The organism is Bacteroidota bacterium (assembly GCA_016183775.1).
Taxonomy (GTDB): Bacteria; Bacteroidota; Bacteroidia; order JABDFU01; family JABDFU01; genus JABDFU01.
The window spans coordinates 1-22,837 of record JACPDY010000132.1; the positions used below are offsets into that span (position 1 = coordinate 1).

The window sequence follows — 22,837 nt, forward strand, 5'->3', positions numbered from 1 at the left end:
AAAGTGTAATTCAAAGTCCATTGTTTGATTTTTAAAATCAAACAACAAACTTTTTTCATTCCCTTTTCAACTCAATCCGCCATTATTATTAACAGCTAACTGTTTGTCCCTCAATTATTATTCATGCGGTGGCCCTGGATTGACAATACGCGTTCCTTTAAATCAACTATTAATAATTATCAGTCAACCATCAGTTTTTTAAGGGCGGTATATTTGTTTCCTTTTATTTCAACACAATATATTCCGGGAGCGATGCCGGAAATATCCAATGTTGTCCTTGATTGATTTTTTTCCGGTACAAATTTTATAACCTCCATGCCAAGCTGATTTCGCAATAGTATCTGAGCCGGTTGGTTTGCGGAAAGTTCCGGCCACTCAATATTAAGTTTGTCATTCGCAGGATTCGGATATACAGAAACAAGAGTGCTTGCGTTAGTTTCAGTAACACCTACAACTGCAATATTATCTTTAATATTACTTCTCGAATTGTTAATTGTTTTGGTTGTCAGCACACTCATGTCGTCATTTTTTCCGGAACTTTTTTTGCTGAAAGTTGCAGTGCAGGTGATCGACCATTGTGTTTCTACACGCCACTTCCCGTTAATGTAACTCGAATAACTTGGTTCTGCAACAGTGTTTTGTGATCCTGTTACACTGTTTGCCACAGTCCATATTCCGGTACCATTGTTATCGCGCATCAATAAGTAATTGCTGACCGGATTAGCAGAGCCTTCGATGGTATATAGCGGATTCCATGTAAATTGCCCTAATCCGTTATCGACAATAAAAATAGTATTGTGATAGGGGCTGAGGTAACTGTAATTTCCTGATGTATCCATAAACTGCAATTTGTACCTGTAAGTACCGGCGTTTGGATTGCCTGTATTGGGTGCATATTTGGTTCGTACGGTATCAGTATAGTAGCTCAGCGAATCGTAAGGGATAGTTCCTAACGGACTATAAAGATTTGAGGAAGTTTCTCTGTATGCTATAAAATGCTTTACTCCCATATATGGTGTTTTATCCCAAAAAATAACATTGTTTTTAGACAGGCTGTCAACTGTTACGGTACATAATTGCGGAACTAACATACCATTACGTGTAATATCATTTGAAATAAAAATATCAGTAAGGCCACCGTTGTTCAGTGTATTCGCGCCAAATGCGATCGATACAGATTTGAATGTACCGGTAATGTATGGAATGCCGTTAGTTCCGAGAGCCAATTTATCTATTGCATCATCGCCCGGTCCGCCCGCGCTTTTAGCCCATTTAAGCTGGCCATTGGAATTATACTTTGCCAAAAAAATATCAGAGGTTGTATTGGTTCCGGTTATATTATTAAGTGTTATTCCGTCAATAGTGATCGATGTGGACTTGAATCGGCCACCGACAAACACATCACCGTTTTTGTTTATAACAACGGATTTTCCATAATCATCAGTAAGCCCTCCAATACGTTTTGCCCATAACGCATTACCGGCCCCATCATATTTTGCCAGGAATCCATTTCCCCAGGAAGTGAACTTAATAAGTACGAGTTTAATATTATCAAACGTAACTGAATCTGACTGAAAATAACCGGTGAGATAAATATTTCCGGCTTTATCGGTAGTGACACCGGTAGCCTCATCGTTGTAATTGTCCCCTACACTTTTGGCCCAGGAAAGTGTACCCGCCGGGTTAAATTTTGCAAAGAACATATTTAAGTTGGGTTGTCCGTTTAATATTTGAGAATCAACTTTCAATGAATCGGAGTAATAGCCTGCAATAATTACATTGCCAGTGGTGTCAGTAGCAATGCTGTTGATCTGATTGTTGCCATATCCGGTAATACTTTTTACAGAAATAGCGTTCCCGCTGCTGCTAAATTTTGCAAGGAATGAACTGTAGTCAGAGGTGTTCCCCGTTATTTTTATTCCGCCAAATTTAACGCTATCAGACAAATAGTAGCCAGACATATATATATCCCCGTTCTTATCTATAGCCAGATCAGAAGGGTATACTGATCCGCTCGCATCCAGACCCTTTGCCCAAATAACAGTACCGGCGGAATTTAGTTTTACCAGATAAGTACTCCATCCGGTGCCATTATTACTCAGCGAATCTGTACCGAATTTTATATAGTATGAATAGTATGCACCGGTTAAATATACATTCCCTGACTTGTCAGTTATAATCGCAGTTCCTCTATCGTCGTAATTTTGATCTCCGGCATGCTTTGCCCAAACTACATTTCCGCACGAATCATGTTTTACAATGAAAACATCCGAGGTTCCTGTGCTACTTACATTTACAAGAGTTGTTGAACCAAAAGTAATTGTAGGGGAGCTAAAATGTCCAACACTATATACATTGCCATTATTGTCAACTGATATCCCCCTGGATTGTTCATCTTTAGCTAAACCATATCCTTTTGTCCATTGGCAATAAGGTTGTCCCCATACGATCAGAGGAGTTACAATTGTCAAAATAATTATTGAAAAATTTGTGAGTGTAAAGTAGTTTCTTTTCATTTTAAGTTGTGTTAAGGTTAATTGGTTCTAATTTTTAAGACAAATGGTATGTTATTATTCAATCACCAGTTTTTTAAGTGCCGTATATTTATCGCCTTTCAGCTCAAGGCAATAAATACCGGCAGCTAAATCTGAAATATCAATTGTTGTTCTGGTTTTATTTTTTTCAGGAGCCAATTTTATTATTTCCGTCCCAAGGTAATTTCGTATAATAACCAGAACAGGAGGCTCGCTTGACAATTCCGGCCATTCAATATTGAGCCTTCCGTTAGCTGGGTTTGGATAAAGTGAGAAGCGTGTGCCAGCATTTGATTCATTAATTCCGATGGCGGCAATATTGTCTTTAATATTACTCCGGGAGTTGTTGACAGTTTTTGTAGTCAGTATAGTTACACCATCCACGTTAGATTTTTTTATAAATGTTGGGGTGCAGGTAATAGCCCATTGGGTTTCTACACGCCACTTCCCATTGGCATGACTTGCATAACTTGGGTCAGCAATAGTATTTTGATTCCCTACAACATTGCCAACAGTTGTCCACACGCCGGTTCCATTATCATCACGCATCAATACATAGTTATCTACCGGATTTGCGGTATTTTCAATTGTATACAATGGGTTCCATGAGAATTGTCCCGCTCCATTATCGACGATATAAATAGTATTGTGATATGGACTTAATGAGCTATAGTTGCCGGACGTGTCCATATACTGGAGTTTATACCGGTATGTTCCGATATTAGGGTTGCCTGTGTTAGGAAAATACCTGGTTCGTACTGTATCGGTAAAATAACTCAATGAATCATACGGAATAGTTGCTAAAGGCTTATAATTGTTTATGGATGTTTCCCTGTAAACAATAAAATTCTTTGCATCGGTATAGGGAGTTTTGTCCCAATAAATGACATTATTCTTTGAAAGGCTGTCGACTGTTACGGTACATAGTTGAGGGACAAGCATTCCGTTGCGGGTTATTTCATTCGTTACATAAGTATCTGTCCGGCCTTTATTGGTAAGTATTGTAGCTCCAAAAGCCAGAGAACTCGAATTATACCTGCCCGAAATAAAAGGAATCCCGTTTTTGCCCACGGCAATACCTTCTAAATATTCCCCTCTGGCTTCTCCGGCAGATCTGGCCCATTGTATGTTTCCGTTTGTATTGTATTTAGCTATAAATATATCATAAGAAGTGTCCGCATTTGAAAAATTGGTAAGTGAAAGAGCATCTAAAGCTATTGTTGCTGACTCAAAGTCGCCACCAATATATATGTTGGCGTTTGTATCAGTAGTAACACGTTTAATGATATCGCTAAAATTTCCACCAATTCTTCTTGCCCAGGTAACATTACCTGACGGATCGTATTTTGCAAGAAATCCATTGTGGTTATAGATAGAAGCATTGGGCAGTCGTATGGAACCTAATGTTATTGTGTCGGATTTGAAATAGCCTGCCAGATAAGCATTTCCTGAAATATCAGCAGCAACATCATAAGCTTCATCCGAACTTTCTCCATTACTGGAACTTTTTGCCCATATAACATTCCCATTTTTGTCATATTTTACGATAAAAGGATGATAATAGTAAGCGAGTTGTGGCTTTATGAAAACCGTTCCAAATTTTATAGAATCCTGGAAAGAGCCTCCCACAAATACGTTGCCGGCAGTATCTGCAGCCACCCCGTAACCAGAGTCATCTCCGTCATAACCCGCATTTTTTGCCCATACTGCGTTACCATTGTTATCGTATTTAACAACAAACATATCATAATAGCCCCCTTGCATAAGCTTTATGCCATCAAACATAAGTGAATCAGAATTAAACCAACCGGTCATATATGTATTGCCATTTTTATCTGCACACATATCCGTTACAACTGCCCGATAATCACCTGTTGATGCTTTTGCCCATTGTACAACCCCTGCGGAATTATATTTCACGAGAAACGTATTGTAAGAGCCACTGTTATTAAGTACAAAAGAACCAAATGTGATAGTGGCAGATTGAAATGAGCCAGCTACATATATATTTCCAAGGTTGTCAGCAGAAATAGCAGCCCCTTCATCTACGTACCAGTCGTCCCCCGCTTTTTTAGCCCATATCACATTGCCGCAGGAGTCGGATTTAACAATAAACGCGTCACAGCTGTTGCAGCTATTATCAAAATTGGTAAGTGTTGTCGAACCGAAAGTAATGGTGGGGGAATAAAAATATCCGGTAGAGTATACATTACCGGATGCGTCAACATATACACTCTTGCAGGATTCCTCTTTGGTGTTTCCATATCCCTTGGTCCATTGACAATTTGGCTGGGCTTTTACAACCGCGGATAAAACAAATATTAATAAAATGAATACTGAAGGTATATTGTAGGTACTTATTCTTTTAATCATATAAATTAATTAAAGTTTGCACTAATGACTTTGCACACAAAGAAAAGTTGCATTTTTCAGGGTCAACAAATATATAACACTTTGAAAACTAATCAAATAAAATGCCGGAATTATTGTTGTCTATTGCAAAAAGGCACGTTGAATCGGGCCGTATTATTTTTTTTTCAGGAGATCTTTCACAGAAAAATAAATGGCAGCAATAACAGATAGCAGGGAGAACAAAAGAGTAAATGCAGGAAATTTTTTTAAACCAAAGTGATGATCGAGTTTTACTCCTGCATACGTCCCGAGGCCAATGATCGCAGCCATCTGAAAGCCCATGCCTGCGTATTTACCGTAGTCAGTAAGCGTTGGCGGCTTTTTCCTGGGACTTGGGTTGGTTTCCGGCATGATTTATATCTTTAATTATACCACCCATGCTGCATGAGCCGGAGAAATTGGCTCCTGGTTCAATATGAAGTTTTCCTGAAACTATATCACCTGTTAGTTTGGCGCTGGCTTTTAGCGACAATAGGTCGGAAACCGTAATTTTCGCCTTTATAGTGCCGGATACATCGGCATTCTGGCAAACTATTTCGCCTTCAAGCAACCCCGATGTTCCGACCACCAGTTTGCCTTTTACATTCAATGAACCTTTAATGGTTCCATCAATGCGGATATCTCCGTTTGACTTTATATCACCTTCAATTACTGTTCCAGCACCTATCAAATTGATAGATTGAGAATCGGGAGTGTTGGTTTTTGACATGGCGTTGTCGAACATTTGGTTAATAATAATATTTATTGAAGTAAATATAGGCGTTTTACGGAACGATGTAAAATGGGAGTCCAAAAGTAATTAACATGAGATGGTTAAAAAAGCAAAGAGGAATGGGTCTATTTCCCGGTCTTAAAATCGAGTTTTACAGTGCTGCCGTTATCTTCAAACTCAATGTTGTCAGCAAGGTTTTTCATCAGGAACACGCCACGTCCGTTTGGCTTTTCAATATTTTCGGGAGCAGTGGGGTCGGGAATATGTGAGAAGTCGAACCCTGGACCTTCGTCTTTTATAGTGAATGAAATATGATCGGGACGAATATTGAAAGATATATTAATGTGCTTACTCGGGTTGTTTTTATTGCCATGTTGAATAGCGTTGTTCACAGCTTCAGTAAGTGCCACTAAAATGTTGCCATAATGATCTTCACTGATCTTAAATTTTTCACAAATGTCATTTATCAGACTTTCAACCACCACAATGTTTTCTGTTTTGGAAGAAATAGTCAGGGATTTGTTTTCAGGAATCGTCATCTTTTTATTGTTGTTCAAAATTATTAAAATATTCGTTCACTTTCAATTTGTAAAACGGATTTAATGAAGGCGGAACTGTTTTTAAAAGTTCAATTTCCCGTTCTTTTAACCTGTTATACTCTAAAAACGCGTTAGGGTTACGTATAAATTCACTTTTCGCTTCATTGGACTGTCTTTTTTCGTCCTGGTCCCGTTCTTTCTCTGCTTTTTCGTAATCCAAAAGCCTGGTGAGTATCTCCTGCTGTCGCCTGATGGTTTCCTGGCTAATTAGCTTATTTACAAGGTCTGTTTCCGTTTCTTCCATTTTTTGGGCTGCGTCGCCCCCTGGTTTGTTGCCCGGTTTTCCGCTTTTTTCAAGCCCTTCGGCGGCTTTTTGCATTTGTTGGCGTATATATTCCTGTTGAGCCGCCAGTTTGGCCAATTGTTCGCTCATGCCTTGTTGTCCATTAACTCCGCTTTTGCCACCCTTCCCGTCTTTGCCTTTCTGCTTACCATCCTTTGCCATCGCATCCTTCATCTTTTGTATCTGCTCATTCAGCTGCTGTTGCATCTGGCGGAGGTTAGCCATGCTGGGCTTTTTACCCATCCCGCCCGGATTCTTGCAACTGCCTGTTCCCGCCTGCTTACTTTTGCTTTGCTGCTGCTGTTGCATGTTTTGTAATGATTCGTTTAACATAAGTGCCAGGTTATTGATAGATGTCATCGAAAATTGCTGGCGGCTGTTCGCTTCTGCGGTCTGACGTTCGGCTAAGGCGCCGATCGCCTTTTCCATATTCATGTTTATAGCACTTATTTCGCGGTTAACGGCCGATTTAATTGTTGGCACACGCTTGCTCAATGCAAGGAGGCTGTCCTCTATCATTTTAGCGTCGTCCTGTAACTTCTTTTGTTGCTGGGCTACTTTAGGGTACTGGGGATTGTCAATACGTATTTTTTTCAGATCACCCATAAGTCCTTCCTGGTCAAATGAAAGCTGAATAAGGTTGTCGAGGATCTCTCTCAATGCTTTGGCGTCTTCCGAATTTGCTTCCTGCTGCATTTCCTGCTGCATCCGTTGCATTTGCCGGGCCAGTTCCTCCATTTTTTTTGAAGCACCTTTCTGTGACTGAGAAGCTTTGCTTTTTTTGTTTTCCTGTAGGTGCTGGTCGCTTGCCTTCATGTCCTGTTTAATGTCTTCCTGCTTTTTATCGGTATTTTCAAGTTTGTTTGGCTGCTCAAGTTCCTGGTTTTTCTTTTCCAGTTCTTTCATATCTTTCTGGAAGTCTTCGAATTTTTTATTCAGATTATCCTGTTTTTTTTCCAGTTCTTTCGCATCCGATTTTTTGTCATCCGTTTTTTGCGCAAGCTCATCCTGTTCTTTCTTCAGTTCGTTCAGTTTTTCAATATTTTCCTGGAGCTTTTGTTCCACTTCAAGGCGTTTGAATGCTTCAAGCGCGCGGTCAAGTTCTTTCTCCACATCTTTAGCATTCATCTTCATTTTCTCCAATTCATTCTGCACTTTGTTCTTATCCAGTTCAGCAAGCATTTTCCGGAGCTCTTCCATTTTCTGTTTCATCTCAGGTGTAAGCACTTGCTGCAACAGGTCTTCCAGTTGTTTTTGTTTTTCCGCAATTTGCTGATCAACCTGTTTGAATTCCGATTGTGACAGGTTGTTTTTTTGATTTTCATTTTTTATACTTTCAACCTTTTGCTGAAGTTCATGTTGCTGCTGAAGCAGCTCCTCCATTTTTTTCTTGTCTTCCCAGCCCAGGTCTTTCTTTTCAAGTATTTTTTTGTTGAGGGCGTTCAGTTGTTTTTGCAGGTCTTTCGCCTCCTGTATGGTTTCTTTTAATTCATCTTTTATTTTCAAGTTGTTCTTTTCAGTGTTCTCCGAAATTTCCTGCATAGTAGGTGCCTTGAATACCAGTTTTTGTGAACGCGCAGATTTAGCGCCATGCACACCATCATTATCCCAGATTTCAAAATAATATTCCACAGCATCGCCTGAGGCAATGTTAAGCTTGTTAAGGTCCCAGGTGTAAAGAAATTGATCCTGGGTTAAGGATTTGCTGATTGGAATGGATACGGAAACATGGTTGTCGGTTATCGGTGATCGGTTATCGGTCGAATCGCTTTTATTAATAAAGCGATAGTTAAATGTAAGATTGGTAAATCCATAATCGTCTTTCACCTGGCCTTTAAAGTAAAATATTTTTTGCGAAAGCGAATCTTTTTGTTCATCAACTCCGATCAACGGATATTGATCAGGTATAATATTTATGCTGTATAAAACAGAATCTTTACTTCTGATAAATTCATTGGCAGTGGTAATTGCGTAACGAACGTCATTCATCATGCGTGAAGAAAAACTGTATGCGTCTTTTGCCGAAGGTTGCACAGCAAACGCGGTGTCGATGAAGCTCATTCGCAGCGTCCTGGTGTTTTGCGTGTTGAAATTCCATGTGACTTTTGTTCCTACAGGGATCAGCAGGTCTCCGGTGTTTTTGATCACATCATCATGTTTTCCTAGGTATTTCGGATAATTAAGTGTGATATTGAAATTGAGAAGGATGGGATTAGGCAGCACCGCTAATTCGTATTCTTTCGATTGGTAGCCATCTGCAGTCAATCTGAACCGTATTGACTTTTGCGGATTTTTGAACAGGTAGCTGAATTCAACGGTATTATCTTTATTTAACTTGTATTCATTGTTGTCAATTGAAACATACATATTATCCGGCACCTCGTTGCCGGTAAGCTTTACCTGTAGTTCAAAGTCTTCCTGCTGAATAGTTCGCAGATCTTTATTCTGAATATTGAATTGAAAAGGAGATTCTTTTTCAAAATAAGTTCCGTGTTTTACCAGTCGCCGCGTGCTGTCGGTAATAATGCTTGGTGCCGAAAATAAAATAAAGAGTAATACAACCATGGGTGCAAGAGCGTACTTCAGGTATTTTTTGTTTTCGGACAGGTTGATTGCCGATGTAAAAGGGACAGGTTTTAATTCTTTAATCTTTTGATCTATGGCGGCTTCGAGTAAAAGGGACGAGGGACGAGGGACGAGGGACGAGAGCGTTGCTTCATTTTGAAGTTGAAGAACATTTAATAATTTGTCCTGTACCTTGTTGAAGTGCCTGCCAATAATGCCGCCGGCTTGTTCATATGAAATAACTGAGCCAAGCCGGTAAAGTTTTAGCAGGGGTAAAATAATGAGTCGTGTAACAATGAATGCGTTTGTGCTTAGAAAACTGTAAAATAAAAAAGTACGCATGCCTGTATTGAAATGAGCAAAATATTCCATCAGGGTTATACCCAGGTAAAACAGAAGCCCACCCGCTGTGCAGTATAACAACCCGCGAAGTACCTGGTTTTTGTAGTACTTGCGGATGAACTCATCCAGTTTGGTAATTAATATAGTGTAATTGGTACTCATTTTTTGCTTGTGCGGATAACGAATGGATACGAATTTACGAATAGCGCCACCTCATAATCGGTCTTAACATTCGTAAATTCGTATCCATTTGTGATTCGTACCACTTTAAATGTTAAGATGTCCTGTTTCATTGCTTTCCACAAAAACCAGGCCTTTTAAAGTATACTTAAAGATAACTGAATTATTGGCTTTTTTACAATTGCTGTATCGCGATCTTCGTTTTGTCGAAGTTTAATAGTTTGAGGTAAAAAGCCTTGAATTCTTCAAATTCTTTTTCAGAAACGATTTTTGTGTTGAAAATTTGTTGTTTTTCAATAGCAATACCATCGTTCGTTTTTTTAAATGATGCTTTGTAGCTGCCATACTTGCTTTGGTAATTGATATTTCCCGGAAGTTTAAGCAAACGATAATTTTTCGGGAAGTGCAATGTTATTTTTTGAACATTTGGTTCTGTGTCGCTCAGCTTGTCAATATTTATACGGTTGTGGCGATGGTCTCCGGATATAGCCGCGCTGCCTTGTACCGCATTCATATAAGGTATACGAAAGATAAACAGGTTCGCGACCTCGTCCGAAAATTCAGCTGCTTTGAAATGCAAACTGGCCTTTAAAGGCTTCGAAATTTCTTTCATATTCACGAAATGGTAATCAAGGAGGGTGATGTCTGTAAACACTCCTTTACCTGAATGTTCGGTGATGTAATTTTTTTGTTCCTGTTCCGAAATGGTTGAAAAGTATTCCCTGATACTTCCTCCGGCGATCCCGGGATAAGTGGCTTCTACCAGGAGATCAACTGTTTTGTCGCTGTTCAGTCTGGCATCAATGGAATATTCTATTTTGTTTTTCGAAGGGTCAAGGTCATCGCCCGGGAGCCGGGCAACTGTTTTTTCTTTGTCTTTTATAACAAGTGAAAAGGCGTTAGCGTCATTTTCGGTCAATACATAATAGGGGTAGTAATCGGTTGTCATATCGAGGTAACGGGTATGTCCGCCGATGACATATTGAACAACCACATGGTCAAAGTAAAGCGAAGGCAGCATTTCCTGGTGATTGTAGGAATTGGTTTTAACAAGTGTATAGTTGGCCTCAATTCCGATGGCTTTAAGCATCACGATCATCAATGTGGCTACATCTTTACAATCACCAATGCGAGATGAGAGTGTAAGGCCGGGATCTTTAGGCACATAACCCGATTGTAAGAATGGAACGTAAGAATACTTGATCTCTTTGGTGAGGTAATTATAAATAGCTTCTACTTTTTGCTCATCCCTCATTCCGGGTCGGATAATACTGTCAAGCGCTTCTTTTACTTCGTAGGTCATTTCAAATTTGCCATAGGTGATCTGCTTATACCAGTTAACCAGTTTGCTCCAGTCGGGTATAGAACTTATCATAATACTGCTATAGAGATCATACAGATCAAGTGCAGCGTCTTCATTTTCCACTTTCGACATATTGTAGTATTCCCATTTATAAAAGTCAAAACCATTATTTGTTGATCTTTTCAGGGCGCTGTCGAGTTTATGGTAGAGATATCCCAGGTATTTTTTTTCGGGAACCGCTACTTCGAACTTGTGGTAATAAATGGGGGCCTCAAACGAAACATAATGAATAAGCGAGAGCTCCTGGTCGAGTTCCGACTGCTGTTCCCATTCCTGCATGCCATCAATTTGTATAATGTCGCCGGGTTCAAGGTTTTTAATAACGACATAGCTCCCCTGTTTATCGGGGCTGACCTCCGCTCCATTTGGTTTTATTACCCTGAGTGTATTCAGCGCTCCTAAAAAACCAAAGTCGTATTCGGTCCAGCGTTTGGCTCCGCCCTCATTCAGAATTTTTATCATCATTTGCTGGTACACTTCAACATGCGCCATTGAATCATAAGCGAGGTCACGGGTATACATCAATATTACCGCGTCTTCTTTGGTGTATTTATCTTTCCAGCCTTCATCAGCCAGGATATCGTCAAAGCTTTTAGTGGTGAACAGGCGTTTTAATTTTTTCTGGCCCTCAATACGTGTGATCTTTGTATCGACCCCATAGTTTTGACGCTGGTATCTTTTTGAAAGCTTGTACCAGGTAAGTGCTATCGAATCTGAGGCCAGTGGATTATTTTTGCTCTTGTCATTATAAACATCGCCAATATATTCCAGTGTAAGGTTATTACATGGAGCTATCGACAAAGCCTCCTGTAATTCCTTCAGAGCTTCTCTGTGCTTTTTTTCCGACAAAAGGTATTGTGCCTTGTCCTGCCGGTATTCTATATTGTAAGGAAGGAATTTGATCAGCTCATCATACAGTTCGAGTACCCGCGCCGGTTTACCCTTGTTCTTGTAATAATAAATGGCGGTGGAGTAATCAATTGTTGAGAAGCGTGATTTTATTTTCCTCATAGTGATCCGGGTTCCTTTGCTGCGTTCTTTTTCCGTCAGATCTTTCATGGGTTCGGTATCCAATTCGACATCAAGAGATTCTTTGTAAACGGGATAAGTCTTTTTCATTTCATTGATAAAATCTTCTTTTTGTTTTTGCATCCCCTTTTTATCGTAATATTTCATGTATGCACTTATTACAGAGTAATTGGAAGGTGTAATGGCCTTAAGGCGATCCAGGGCAAGGAGGTATTTCTGTTCTTCAGTACTAAGGTCAATATCTCTGAATTTGGAATAAAGCAAACCAAAGATCGGGGTCTTATCCTGGTTAATGTCGTTCAGCACCTCGTAGGCTTTTTCGGTTTTCCCGTTTTCAGCATAAATTTTCGCGGTAATGTATTTAAGCAGTACCAAGTCCTTTTGCTTACGTAGTGCCTTTACGAAAAAGGGTTCGGCTCGCCTGGTCATATTTTTCATAAAATAAGCTTTGCATAGTGCATAGTAATTGAACAGGTCGTCAGGTGAACGCTCTATAAGTCCCTGAAAGTAATTAATGGCAAAGTTGTTATATATATCGGGCTGGTATATGGCAGTTGCGACCTTAGCGGGTGCCCCAGATCCAATGTTGAGGAGTTTGCCATTTGTATCTGTGATCCTTAGTGAAAAAGAAGGGTCATTATTACTGTCATCATTGAGAAGGCTGATATAGTCACTCATCCAGCTGCTCAGGTTCAGGTCTGAAACACCCGGCGAGTCGAAAAACGATAAGAAATCATAATGTCTTGTCTGTGGAGGTGGGGTGGAACATTTTATAAGAATACGATGTGTCCCCGCCTTAATGTTGAGTTCGACGATCTCCCCATCCCATTGGAAGCGGGTAATGCTTTTGTTCTCAAACACAAGTGAGTTATCTAACCAGACTTTAACGGGCGATGAGCTTCCTATACGAAGTTGAATAGTTTTGCTTTCAGGAATGTTTATAAAGCTGTTGGCATAATAAGTGCCGCCATTGTAATTGTTAGGTAAATGGCGCGAAAAATTGATCTTGTCGGAAGGGTCATAATACCTGGGTTTCACCCATTTCAGCGCGAGGTTTCTGTGATTGGTATATATTTTAGTGCTGTCATACGCATCTGTTTCTACAGGGTATTCTATATCAAAACCGCTTCCCGAAACATTTTTAAACGGACCTATAAGCGACCAGTGATAATCGCCCAACAACTCACTATAGGCAATTTTTGATTCGTTGAATTGCCTTTTTTCCTTCAATTCAGCTGCCTGAATAAGTTTGTAAAACAGTTTGCTGCGTTCGCTGAAATCCTTTTGTTTAACTATAAGGTCAGGTGTTCCTGTATAAGCGTTCTTCAGTACACTAAAAATATGCTCGTTCGGAAAATTGCGGATCAGGCTGTTGGCATATTTCCTGTAAGCAAGTTTATCCTGCTCAATGTCGCTCAGATAAATAAGTCCTTTTATAGCGTCGGGATTAAGGCTATCTTTTTCCAGGTCCGCCATAAATGATTTACGGGCAGCCTTATTATCATTCGCTTTTATATGATCCCAGCCTGTCTGCGCATGGCTCAATACTGCTATAAGGATAAAAAATGCAGAAAAAAAGAGATGTCTGTATAATGAAAAGTTCATAATAATGGGAATACTTAACTGGGTTCAGCTTTTTCCAGCTCCATGTTGCAAACAGGACATTTGCCGGGCTTACTGAATATTTCTGAGGTACATTTCATGGGGCATAGATACGATTCTTTTACTTCACGTTTATTCTCTTTTGTATCTTTATCCGAACATCCGGCAAATGGAACAATAGTTGCGAAGGCAATCATCAGAAGTAAAAACAATTTATTTAATAAATGTGACATTTTAAGCATAAATTAGCAAATACAAGGTACGAACAAAAAAAGTATTTTAACTTACAAGCGGTAAAATAATAGCTGGGTGTTGCGGTATTCATTTTTTATGAATAATATTGTTGTAAACAGTTTCGTGTGAGGAGATTTATCACAGGTATAATATTATCGACTTTATTTTGGGGTCTGCAGCCTTGTTTTGGGCAAAAGTCAAACAAGCCGACATACTTCAATTCAGGCCGTGAGCCTTTAAATGAGCGTGATAATAATTTTGGAGGCGGTGGTAAGCGAAAATTATTTTCCAGGAAACAAGGGTTCGATCACAAAAAAAAGACACAGCGTTTTACTAATAACAAGAAGAAAAATCGCAGTGCTTTCCAGAAGAAGAAGTACACCGGCAAGAAAGGATTGTTTGGCCGAAAAAAATCTTCAGGATGGGGAGGTAAGGCATTCAGAAAAAATTCCAAAGAAGACAAGCGATTATTTAAGGCTCCAAAAAATAAATCGAAAGACAGAAAGAAACGTATATTGAAGAAGCATTAAGTATATTAGTTTTTGCTTCCTCATTACGGAGTGCTGAATTACCTCCCGGATTATAAAAAGCCGTAATTAACAGCCTGATTTTATTTTGTTGAAAACTAAACGCAACTTCATTCGTTGAGTTTGCGTTATAATGTCGTAAACTTATACTTACGAAACTAAAAGATTATGAAACGGATAGATATTTTAACTTACGGCGAGCAACCCTGCAAATTCAGGTTAAGATCAGGCAAAGAAGTTTTCGGGGTTATTTGGGAAACGATGAAGCAGGATACGGTTGTGCATTATTTTGCAAGTGCGGTTGAGCGGATGCGTTACAAAAAGGCGGAAGCTAATAATGATGTTGAGGCCTGTAAAAACCTCATCACAGAGGTAAACATAGATGAAATAGTAAGTGCCGAACCTTTAAGCTGATAACTCTTTTTAAAGATCCGGATAGTTAAATAAGCATGCAGGCTGTCAGCTACTTTACGGGGATTGGCGGCCTGCTTTTTTTTGCCCCATACATCTTAAAATGGATAACGTATCCGCTGCGAATACCCTGGTTAGTTCAAGTTTGCCGGGAACTTGAAAGTATAGTATTTTTTACCCACCTTTGGCCCCTCTTAAACGAAAAGCAGCAGGTGATCGGGCATCAATTCATACTCAGCAGAATAAACTACTCTGTATTTTTCAGGAGAGGTGTTCTATGCGCATTATTCTCCCTGACGCTCGTTATTGCCTGTAAAACACCTCAAAAGACAGGTGCCTCAAAAGACAATGTTGTTAAACTGGATACGCTGGTTGTAAAGCCCGAAAAAGAAAAGCCGGTTTATCATGGTTCTGAAACACGTATCAATGATATTATTCACACAAAACTTGAGGTTAAATTCGATTGGGCAAAAACCTATATGTATGGTAAAGCGACAATAACAGCCCGTCCGTATTTTTATCCGATAGGCACAATTGATCTCGATGCCCGTGGTATGGATATTAATGAGGTGGCTTTACTTAAAGGGGCTGATAAAACAAGACTTAGCTATACTTATAAGGATGATATACTTCATGTAATACTCAATAAGGAATATACCCGCAACGACACTTTTAGGTTATTCGTTGATTATACTGCCAAGCCCAATGAATTGAAAGTAAAGGGCGGAAGTGAAGCTATAAAAGATGATAGAGGTTTGTATTTCATTAATCCTGACGGCAAAGAAAAGGATAAGCCTCAACAGATATGGACCCAGGGAGAAACACAATCTAACTCGGTTTGGTTTCCCTGCATCGACAAGCCTAACGAAAAAATGACGGAAGAGATATTCATTACAGTGGATAAAAAATATACTACACTTTCCAATGGTGAATTAACTGATCAGAAAGAGAACGCTGATGGTACACGAACCGATCATTGGAAAATGGATCTGCCCCATTCAACTTACCTCGTGATGATGGCGATAGGGGAATTTTCAATAGTGAAGGACAAGTGGCGTAATAAGGAAGTGAATTACTATATGGAAAAGGATTATGAGCCTTATGCGAAAAACATTTTTGGCAATACACCTGAGATGATCGAAACATTTTCAAATAAGCTGGGTGTGCCTTTTGTCTGGAATAAATATGCGCAGATTATTGTGCGTGATTATGTTTCCGGCGCTATGGAGAACACAACAGCCACTTTACATGGAGATTTTTTAAATCAAACCGACCGTGAAATGCTTGATCGTGATTATGAAGATGTTATTTCGCATGAGCTTTTTCATCAGTGGTTCGGTGACCTGGTTACCTGCGAGTCGTGGTCGAACCTACCGGTGAACGAATCGTTTGCAGATTACGGGGAGTATATATGGAGGGAAAACAAATATGGCCGTGATGCGGCTGACGCTCATCACCGTGAAACGCTCGATAAATATCTTAAGGAATCGAGGCGTAAACAGGTGAGTATTGTGAGGTATTATTATGAGAATCGTGAAGATGTGTTCGACGCGCACACCTACGAAAAAGGCGGATGTGTTCTCCACATGCTTCGCAAATATACAGGCGATGAGGCTTTTTACGCCGCACTTAAACTTTACCTGGAATCTAATAAGTTCGGTTCCGCTGAAGTGGCGAACCTTCGTCTCGCCTTTGAAAAAATTACGGGTGAAGATCTGAACTGGTTCTTCAATCAATGGTTTTTTTCAGCGGGTCATCCTGACCTGGAGATCAGGCATCAATATAGTGATACGAAGCAAAAATATACAGTAACTATTGAGCAGAAGCAGGACCTGAAGTTAAGCCCTCTTTATAAATTGCCAATCGACGTTGATATTTACAGCGGAGGTAAAGTAGAGCGTAAACACATTGTTGTCGAAAAGCAAAAACAGGAAATTGAATTTGATCTCCCGGTGAAACCTGAGCTGGTAAATGTTGATGCCGAAAAAATGCTGCTCTGCGTTAAAACTGAAACGGGAAAGACCCCGCAGGAGCTTGCTTTTCAATACCATCACGCGCCGCTTTATGAGGATAGAACAGAGGCCTTGTTTAATCTTGTAAAAACGCCTGAGGCTCCGGAATATGTGGAATGTATTTTAAGCGCCATTGACGATAATTATTGGGAAATACGTTTGCTTGCGATATCGGGATTAAGCGAAATATTAAAAGGCAATGAAAACGCGACAAAGGAAAAGTTGATGCGTATTGTGGTGAAAGATCCGAAGTCATTGGTGCGTGCTGAGGCCATTGCATTTTTATCGCAAAACTTTAAGGATATGGATTTGATGTCTTTATATAAAGACGCCGTAAATGACAGATCCTATGCGGTTATTAGTGAGGCCTTGTCCGCAGTTGATAAGTTGGACAGCACTCAATCAATGGCGATAGCGAAAACACTTGAAGGTGAGAAGAATGAGCAGGTGCTTGCTTCGGTAATGGATATTTATGCGCGGCATGGCTCGGACGAGAACAACGATTTTTTTATTAAAAGTGCCGATCGCTTTAAAGGATATTGGAAAATAAGCTATACAGCCACCTATAGTGATTTTCTGAAACGTTGCAGCGACGAGTCGGTTAATAAAGCCCTGCCCGTATTTGAATCTGTTGCAAAGGATGAGAACCAGTTTGTGAAATTTTATGGCCGGCGTGCGCTGAAGGACCTGGTGACTATGTATGAAGAAAAAGAAGTAAAATTAAACACGAAGCTGAAGGACACGAAACCGGGCGATCCATCCGGTATCAAAGCGGAGATCACAAAAGTACAGGCACAAAAGAAAAAGATCAGCGACTTGCTGGATTCGCTGCCTGAAAAGTAAAGCTTATTTTAAGGCCTCAAAGCTAAATCCCTTTAAACTCAGTTGTTCTATAGCTTTCGGGAGTGCGTATTCGAGGTTGCGCTGCGCTTTTAAACTATCGTGAAACACAATTATTGAACCTTCACGGGAGTAACGAATCACATTTGATAAACATTTTTCGGGCGAAACAGATTGATCAAAATCATAGCTTAAAACATCCCACATAACAAGGGAGTATTGAGATCTGAGATCTGAGATCTGAGACTTTTTTATTTTTCCGTAAGGCGGGCGGAATAATTTTGACCTGACTAAGGCTGAGCATTTTTCAATGTTGCTGAAGTATTCGCTGTTCCTGGTCTTCCAGCCGTTGAGATGGTTATAGGTATGATTGCCGGTACTGTGGCCTTCATCTGAAATTCGTTTATACAGGTCGGGATTTTTTTCTACATTTTGGCCAATGCAAAAAAATGTGGCCTTTGCATTATGCTTTTTTAAAATATCCAATACCCAGGGTGTTACTTCCGGGATCGGGCCATCGTCAAACGTAAGGTAGATCTTTTTTTCAGCAGTAGGTATCCTCCAAATGAGACTGCTGAATAGTTTGCGTACTGCATATGGAGGCCTTATCAACTTCATTTCAATCCTCTCCCCAAAGAAGGGAGAGGTAGATAAGGACTATGGTTGCTCCTGCATTTGCGGCTGTTGCTGCTGTTCTTCTTTTCCGAATACAGCCGAGAACATGTTATAACGCTTTTCAAACTCCTTGGCAAGCGCGTCCTGTTTGTTTGATTTGGCCATATAAACCAAACGGCTCATGATTTCCTGCGCCTGTCGTATTTCGCGGCCGTATGCGGCTGCGCCGGTACTGCCCAGTGAAATGTAATAATTCATATCAGCTTCAAAAATATCGAACAGGCGTTTGGCAAGCGCATTTGCTTTTTCAGTCGCGTCTAATTGATAATAGGACAGTACAAGTGCGTAAACGGTCGCGTCATATGGTACATTTTCCGAAGGCATTACTTCCAGACACTTGTCAACCACTTTCAATGCTTTATCTTTTTTGCCTTCGTTAATGAGGGCTGAGGCGAGTGTTCCCATTTGAATGCGAAGGTTGGTGCACATACGGGAAATATTTTCGTCCAGGTAATTACCTTTTATATCCATTCCGCCCCAGCTGAATTTCATCATGTTATCATACATGATATCCGTAGCCACACGCGTCCCGCTTATCTGCTGTTCCTGAGGAAGCGCCTTTATCGGAACTAAACGGTAAGCGAGTCCTTCCAACTGGAAATAATCCTGAAGATTAAGATAGCTCTCAGGGCCGGTTGTAACGGCAAAATAAATGGGGCGCTCCCAATTGTTAGTGGCTAACAGGTCAAGCACCATCAGGTCGTTTTTCAATACATAACTTTTATCCAATTCCCATTTGATCGATTTTTCAATCCGGTTGGCGAGTTGCGGAGCCACTGTTCCGTTCTTTAGCACTTTGGCTGAATCAACAGGAACACTCATCTTCTTGGTCGGGAAATAACTGATGTATTTTCCGTTTTGTGTTTGCAGCTGATTTTGCTGATCATTGCTGGACACAAAATCGATCAACTCACGTACAGAAATATGGCCTTCTATCTTCCGGTCATAAAATGGAACGTAGTCGCGGGTTCCCTGCCTGTACTTATCTTCAGTTAATGAAAGCGGAACCGGGTCGGAGTCGTACGCCTTGCGCTTCATCTGGTTGATGTACCAGTCGGTATTCAGGAGGCTGAGGTTACACACACGTACATCTGTGCGATAGCCTTCTACTTCCTGTACGTACCAGAGAGGGAAAGTATCGTTATCGCCATTGGTAAATAAAATAGCGTTTGGCGCGCAGGAGTCGAGGTAGTCTTTTGCAAAATCCCTTGCTGTGTAGCGCTGCGAGCGGTCGTGATCATCCCATCCGTCTTTAGCCATAAGTGTAGGAACTGCCAGCACACATATTGCTGTCGCAATAACAGCACTTGTTTTCTGTGCCATTTTTTTACTCAACGCGTCAAAGATCGCGAGTACGCCAATGCCGATCCATATCGCGAACGCGTAGAATGAGCCGGCATACGCGTAGTCCCGCTCACGCGGCTGGTATGGATATTGGTTAAGGTAAACAACAATACAAAGCCCTGTGAACAGGAACAGGAGTAACACAACAAAGGCATCTTTATTGTAACGGTTAAAATGGAAAAATAACCCGATCACCCCCAATAATAAAGGAAGCGCGTAAAAAGCATTCCGGGCTTTATTGTTTTTGTTGCTTTCCAATGTGCCTTTGATCCCTATGCGCCAGTTGTCAAAGCTTTTAATACCGGTTATCCAGTTGCCATCAGTAGAATTACCATGTCCCTGTATATCATTTTGCCTGCCTACAAAATTCCAAAGGAAATAACGCCAGTACATCCAGTTGATCTGGTAAGAGATAAAATATTGCAGGTTCTCACTGAAGGCAGGTTTAACGGGAGTTTCATGCCCTTCTGCGTCAGTGGTTTTATCTCGTTTAATGCCGCCCCAGTTGCGGTACGCCGATTCGTGGCTCGATTGGGAACTCCACATGCGGGGAAATACTGTACAAAAATTTTTGTCGTAATTAGGAATCGAACTCTGGCGATCATCAGAAATTATATAACTATCCTTCACATTGCTTTTGTGAATGGAGGAACTGCCTTCCGCCGGAAGAGGAACAGAATTGGTATTGTCTTTTGGTGACCGTATGTAAACCGGAGTACCATCAATGTATGGTTTTTCAGGATCAAGGGGGGAATTGTAGTATTGTCCGTATAAAATAGGCCAGTCGCCGTACTGTTCGCGGTTAAGATAGGAGAGTAAGCTGATGGCATCTTTTGGCGCGTTCTCGTTCATTGGCGTATTGGCATTGGAGCGGATAACCAGCATAATGAAAGAAGAGTAGCCGATAAGCAGCATGGTAAAACTTAAAATGATGGTATTGATGAGTGCCACACGCTTGCGGGCGAAATAAAGAAGAGCCAGGGCGGAACCGCCAACAACAAATCGGAAAACGCCGGCTGATCCGCTGGTACTGGTAATCAGCGAAAGAATAAAAAACACAATGGACAGAATCATAAAATAATTAAAATACTTTTCGGATTCGTTGTGAGTATAGACCAGCCCGACAACGATCAATGAAATAAGTAAAAGGAAATATACAATGGAACCTGAGTTATACGGGAGATGAATCGTATTCACAAAGAACAATTCGAAATTACCCGCCAGGTTCACGATGCCGGGCACAACACCTGCCTGTATACCGCCAAGCAGTATAATAGAGAGGATACCGGTTATAATAAACCCTTTGTTATCTGTCTTAAATTTTTTGAAGTAGTAAATGAATACAAGGGCCGGTATGGCCAATAAATTAAGTAAGTGAACGCCAATAGAAAGGCCGAACATATAAGCAATAAAAATTATCCAGCGTTCGGAGTGGGGTTCATCGGCGATCCGTTCCCATTTTAATATAGCCCAGAATACAATGGCAGTGAACATCGCCGACATGGCGTAAACTTCACCTTCAACAGCTGAGAACCAGAAAGAATCACTGAATGTATAAGCCAGGGCACCAACGATACCGCTGCCCATGATAGCCAGCATTTTTCCATCGGTAATTTCGCCACTGTGTTCAACAATTTTGCGGGCCAGGGCTGTGATGCTCCAGAACAGGAACAAAATGGTAAAAGCGCTGCACAGGGCCGACATAATATTCACCATTTTGGCGGCTTTAGTGACATCGCCGCCGGCAAACAGGGTAAAGAAACGACCGATCATTTGAAAAAACGGCGCCCCGGGAGGGTGGCCCACCTGCAGCTTAAAAGCGGTGGCAATATATTCACCGCAATCCCAGAAACTGGCTGTAGGTTCAATGGTTGCCAGGTAAGTATACGCTGCAACAGCAAACACCGACCAGCCGGTAACGTTATTAATACGCTTATAGTTCATAGTTATATGTTAAATAATAAATGTAAGGACCAAGAAAATTGAAATAACATTTTATAGCCTCAATTATTTAGTAAGCCACGAATTTAAGGAAATAAAGCGAACGAGGCTCGCGGGTCAATTTCGAATTTTTATGCCCTAATTTGAGATTGTTATTTTTTGTATCTTGTTTTCTATCAATGGATTACACAATGCGATAGTTTACTATCAACAATCAACAGTAAAATATAACATAACTAAAAATGAATATAGAATATCCTGTTAAGCATCCTTTAAAATTAAGGCAAGTTGCCGGAAAAAAATTATTTGTTACTTTTGCGTCCCTATCATGAAGAAATGATAGAAGATTGCCCGATCGTCTAATGGCAGGACTTCAGATTTTGGTTCTGACTATGTTGGTTCGAATCCAGCTCGGGCAACAAACGAAATCCGCCTTTGGCGGATTTTTGTTTTTGCAGGCATGCAAACTGCGGGTCAGAGAATGTCCATAGCACCCTTTGTCATGTGTATGATATTTTCGTTAGATCCTAAGTGAACCACGGAAACCCCTGGCTGCATAGTAAGATTCTGCGCCGTTGTGATATACGAAGACAGTATCGTAGCGGCGATCACAAAAGAGGGCGCCGCCGAGTGCCCTGACATGAGCAGGTGTTATTATCCAGCTCGATGTTTTGGTATCGAATTTTCCAAGCTTCTGTAATGCCTGGTATTGCTCTTCTGTTAAAAGTTCAATCCCCATTTCAGCAGCCATACCAATCGCGCTATTTTTTGGTTTATGCTCTTTCCTTGATTCCAGCGCCTGGCGGTCATAGCAAACACTTCTGCGGCCACCAGGACTTTCCGCTGAACAATCATAAAAAATATATTCCCCTTTTTTTTTATCATAGGCAACAACATCCGGTTCGCCGCCGGTTCTTTCCATTTCATTGAGTGACCAAAGTTTTTCTGTATTGGCTTCCAGCTTTTCCTGTACTTTGGCCCATTCGAGAACCTTCTTTCCGGCAGAAAGGAAGGTATGGCGGGTCATGTTTTTCTCAAAACGTGCCTTTAAAACCCTAAGTAATTCTTCGCGTTGTTTTGGTGATAATTCCTTTTTCATCTGTATATAATTTAGTTAAGCATTGATATTCAATTTTTTAAGAACAGGTTAAGAGCGTAAATTTTCATCTTCGTACTCCCACACACAATTGCTTGTATGTTTGGTAACAACGGTTGGTGCTTAACCTGTAAAC

General features: G+C 40.6%; 14 protein-coding genes and 1 tRNA gene. 4 read left to right on the forward strand and 11 right to left on the reverse strand.

The window, feature by feature from the left end; genetic code table 11:
• Positions 1-179: 179 nt before the first annotated feature.
• The 8 genes from HYU69_15375 to HYU69_15410 form a co-directional block, all read right to left on the reverse strand.
• Positions 180-2,516 carry an SBBP repeat-containing protein gene (locus tag HYU69_15375; protein ID MBI2271721.1) on the reverse strand — a complete coding sequence of 779 codons (2,337 nt, stop codon included), beginning with the start codon at positions 2,514-2,516 and terminating at the stop codon, positions 180-182.
• A 54-nt stretch (positions 2,517-2,570) separates the two neighbouring features.
• Positions 2,571-4,907, reverse strand: a complete 2,337-nt coding sequence (locus HYU69_15380) for an SBBP repeat-containing protein (protein MBI2271722.1) — start codon at positions 4,905-4,907, stop codon at positions 2,571-2,573.
• A gap of 153 nt (positions 4,908-5,060) precedes the next feature.
• A complete protein-coding gene (locus tag HYU69_15385; protein MBI2271723.1) occupies positions 5,061-5,297 on the reverse strand; it encodes an AtpZ/AtpI family protein in 237 nt (78 codons plus the stop codon).
• Positions 5,248-5,655, reverse strand: a complete 408-nt coding sequence (locus HYU69_15390; protein ID MBI2271724.1) for a polymer-forming cytoskeletal protein — start codon at positions 5,653-5,655, stop codon at positions 5,248-5,250. Before HYU69_15390 ends, HYU69_15385 begins: the two co-directional genes overlap by 50 nt.
• A gap of 128 nt (positions 5,656-5,783) precedes the next feature.
• A complete protein-coding gene (locus HYU69_15395; protein MBI2271725.1) occupies positions 5,784-6,197 on the reverse strand; it encodes an ATP-binding protein in 414 nt (137 codons plus the stop codon).
• 4 nt (positions 6,198-6,201) lie between these two features.
• Positions 6,202-9,609, reverse strand: a complete 3,408-nt coding sequence (locus tag HYU69_15400) for a DUF4175 domain-containing protein (GenBank protein ID MBI2271726.1) — start codon at positions 9,607-9,609, stop codon at positions 6,202-6,204.
• A gap of 193 nt (positions 9,610-9,802) precedes the next feature.
• Positions 9,803-13,624 (reverse strand): hypothetical protein, encoded by a 3,822-nt coding sequence (locus tag HYU69_15405; protein MBI2271727.1) that lies wholly within the window; start codon positions 13,622-13,624, stop codon positions 9,803-9,805.
• A gap of 14 nt (positions 13,625-13,638) precedes the next feature.
• Positions 13,639-13,854: a hypothetical protein gene (locus HYU69_15410; GenBank protein ID MBI2271728.1), complete on the reverse strand. Its 216-nt coding sequence runs from the start codon at positions 13,852-13,854 to the stop codon at positions 13,639-13,641.
• A gap of 126 nt (positions 13,855-13,980) precedes the next feature.
• On the opposite strand from HYU69_15410, the gene HYU69_15415 reads away from it, so the two are divergent.
• From HYU69_15415 to HYU69_15425, 3 genes are all read left to right on the forward strand, one after another.
• Positions 13,981-14,385, forward strand: coding sequence for a hypothetical protein (locus HYU69_15415; protein MBI2271729.1), 405 nt, complete (start codon positions 13,981-13,983; stop codon positions 14,383-14,385).
• Positions 14,386-14,550: 165 nt separating this feature from the next.
• Positions 14,551-14,796: a hypothetical protein gene (locus HYU69_15420; GenBank protein MBI2271730.1), complete on the forward strand. Its 246-nt coding sequence runs from the start codon at positions 14,551-14,553 to the stop codon at positions 14,794-14,796.
• A 35-nt stretch (positions 14,797-14,831) separates the two neighbouring features.
• Complete coding sequence (locus tag HYU69_15425; protein MBI2271731.1) at positions 14,832-17,648, forward strand: hypothetical protein; 2,817 nt, start codon at positions 14,832-14,834, stop codon at positions 17,646-17,648.
• 3 nt (positions 17,649-17,651) lie between these two features.
• On the opposite strand, the gene HYU69_15430 is transcribed toward HYU69_15425, so the two are convergent.
• Together HYU69_15430 and HYU69_15435 are read right to left on the reverse strand one after the other, a co-directional pair.
• Positions 17,652-18,263 carry a polysaccharide deacetylase family protein gene (locus HYU69_15430; protein MBI2271732.1) on the reverse strand — a complete coding sequence of 204 codons (612 nt, stop codon included), beginning with the start codon at positions 18,261-18,263 and terminating at the stop codon, positions 17,652-17,654.
• A gap of 39 nt (positions 18,264-18,302) precedes the next feature.
• Positions 18,303-21,608, reverse strand: a complete 3,306-nt coding sequence (locus tag HYU69_15435) for a DUF2723 domain-containing protein (GenBank protein MBI2271733.1) — start codon at positions 21,606-21,608, stop codon at positions 18,303-18,305.
• Positions 21,609-21,953: 345 nt separating this feature from the next.
• Here HYU69_15435 and HYU69_15440 point away from each other — a divergent pair.
• A tRNA-Gln gene (locus tag HYU69_15440) sits at positions 21,954-22,024 on the forward strand.
• Positions 22,025-22,125: 101 nt separating this feature from the next.
• On the opposite strand, the gene HYU69_15445 is transcribed toward HYU69_15440, so the two are convergent.
• Positions 22,126-22,704, reverse strand: coding sequence for a DUF4256 domain-containing protein (locus tag HYU69_15445; protein ID MBI2271734.1), 579 nt, complete (start codon positions 22,702-22,704; stop codon positions 22,126-22,128).
• Between the last annotated feature and the right edge of the window lie 133 nt (positions 22,705-22,837).

Coding starts and splice junctions, on each gene's coding strand:
- HYU69_15375 (MBI2271721.1), bottom strand. CDS start 2,516: ATGAAAAGAAACTACTTTACACTCACAAATTTTTCAATAATTATTTTG.
- HYU69_15380 (MBI2271722.1), bottom strand. CDS start 4,907: ATGATTAAAAGAATAAGTACCTACAATATACCTTCAGTATTCATTTTA.
- HYU69_15385 (MBI2271723.1), bottom strand. CDS start 5,297: ATGCCGGAAACCAACCCAAGTCCCAGGAAAAAGCCGCCAACGCTTACT.
- HYU69_15390 (MBI2271724.1), bottom strand. CDS start 5,655: ATGTCAAAAACCAACACTCCCGATTCTCAATCTATCAATTTGATAGGT.
- HYU69_15395 (MBI2271725.1), bottom strand. CDS start 6,197: ATGACGATTCCTGAAAACAAATCCCTGACTATTTCTTCCAAAACAGAA.
- HYU69_15400 (MBI2271726.1), bottom strand. CDS start 9,609: ATGAGTACCAATTACACTATATTAATTACCAAACTGGATGAGTTCATC.
- HYU69_15405 (MBI2271727.1), bottom strand. CDS start 13,624: ATGAACTTTTCATTATACAGACATCTCTTTTTTTCTGCATTTTTTATC.
- HYU69_15410 (MBI2271728.1), bottom strand. CDS start 13,854: ATGTCACATTTATTAAATAAATTGTTTTTACTTCTGATGATTGCCTTC.
- HYU69_15420 (MBI2271730.1), top strand. CDS start 14,551: ATGAAACGGATAGATATTTTAACTTACGGCGAGCAACCCTGCAAATTC.
- HYU69_15425 (MBI2271731.1), top strand. CDS start 14,832: ATGCAGGCTGTCAGCTACTTTACGGGGATTGGCGGCCTGCTTTTTTTT.
- HYU69_15430 (MBI2271732.1), bottom strand. CDS start 18,263: ATGAAGTTGATAAGGCCTCCATATGCAGTACGCAAACTATTCAGCAGT.
- HYU69_15435 (MBI2271733.1), bottom strand. CDS start 21,608: ATGAACTATAAGCGTATTAATAACGTTACCGGCTGGTCGGTGTTTGCT.
- HYU69_15445 (MBI2271734.1), bottom strand. CDS start 22,704: ATGAAAAAGGAATTATCACCAAAACAACGCGAAGAATTACTTAGGGTT.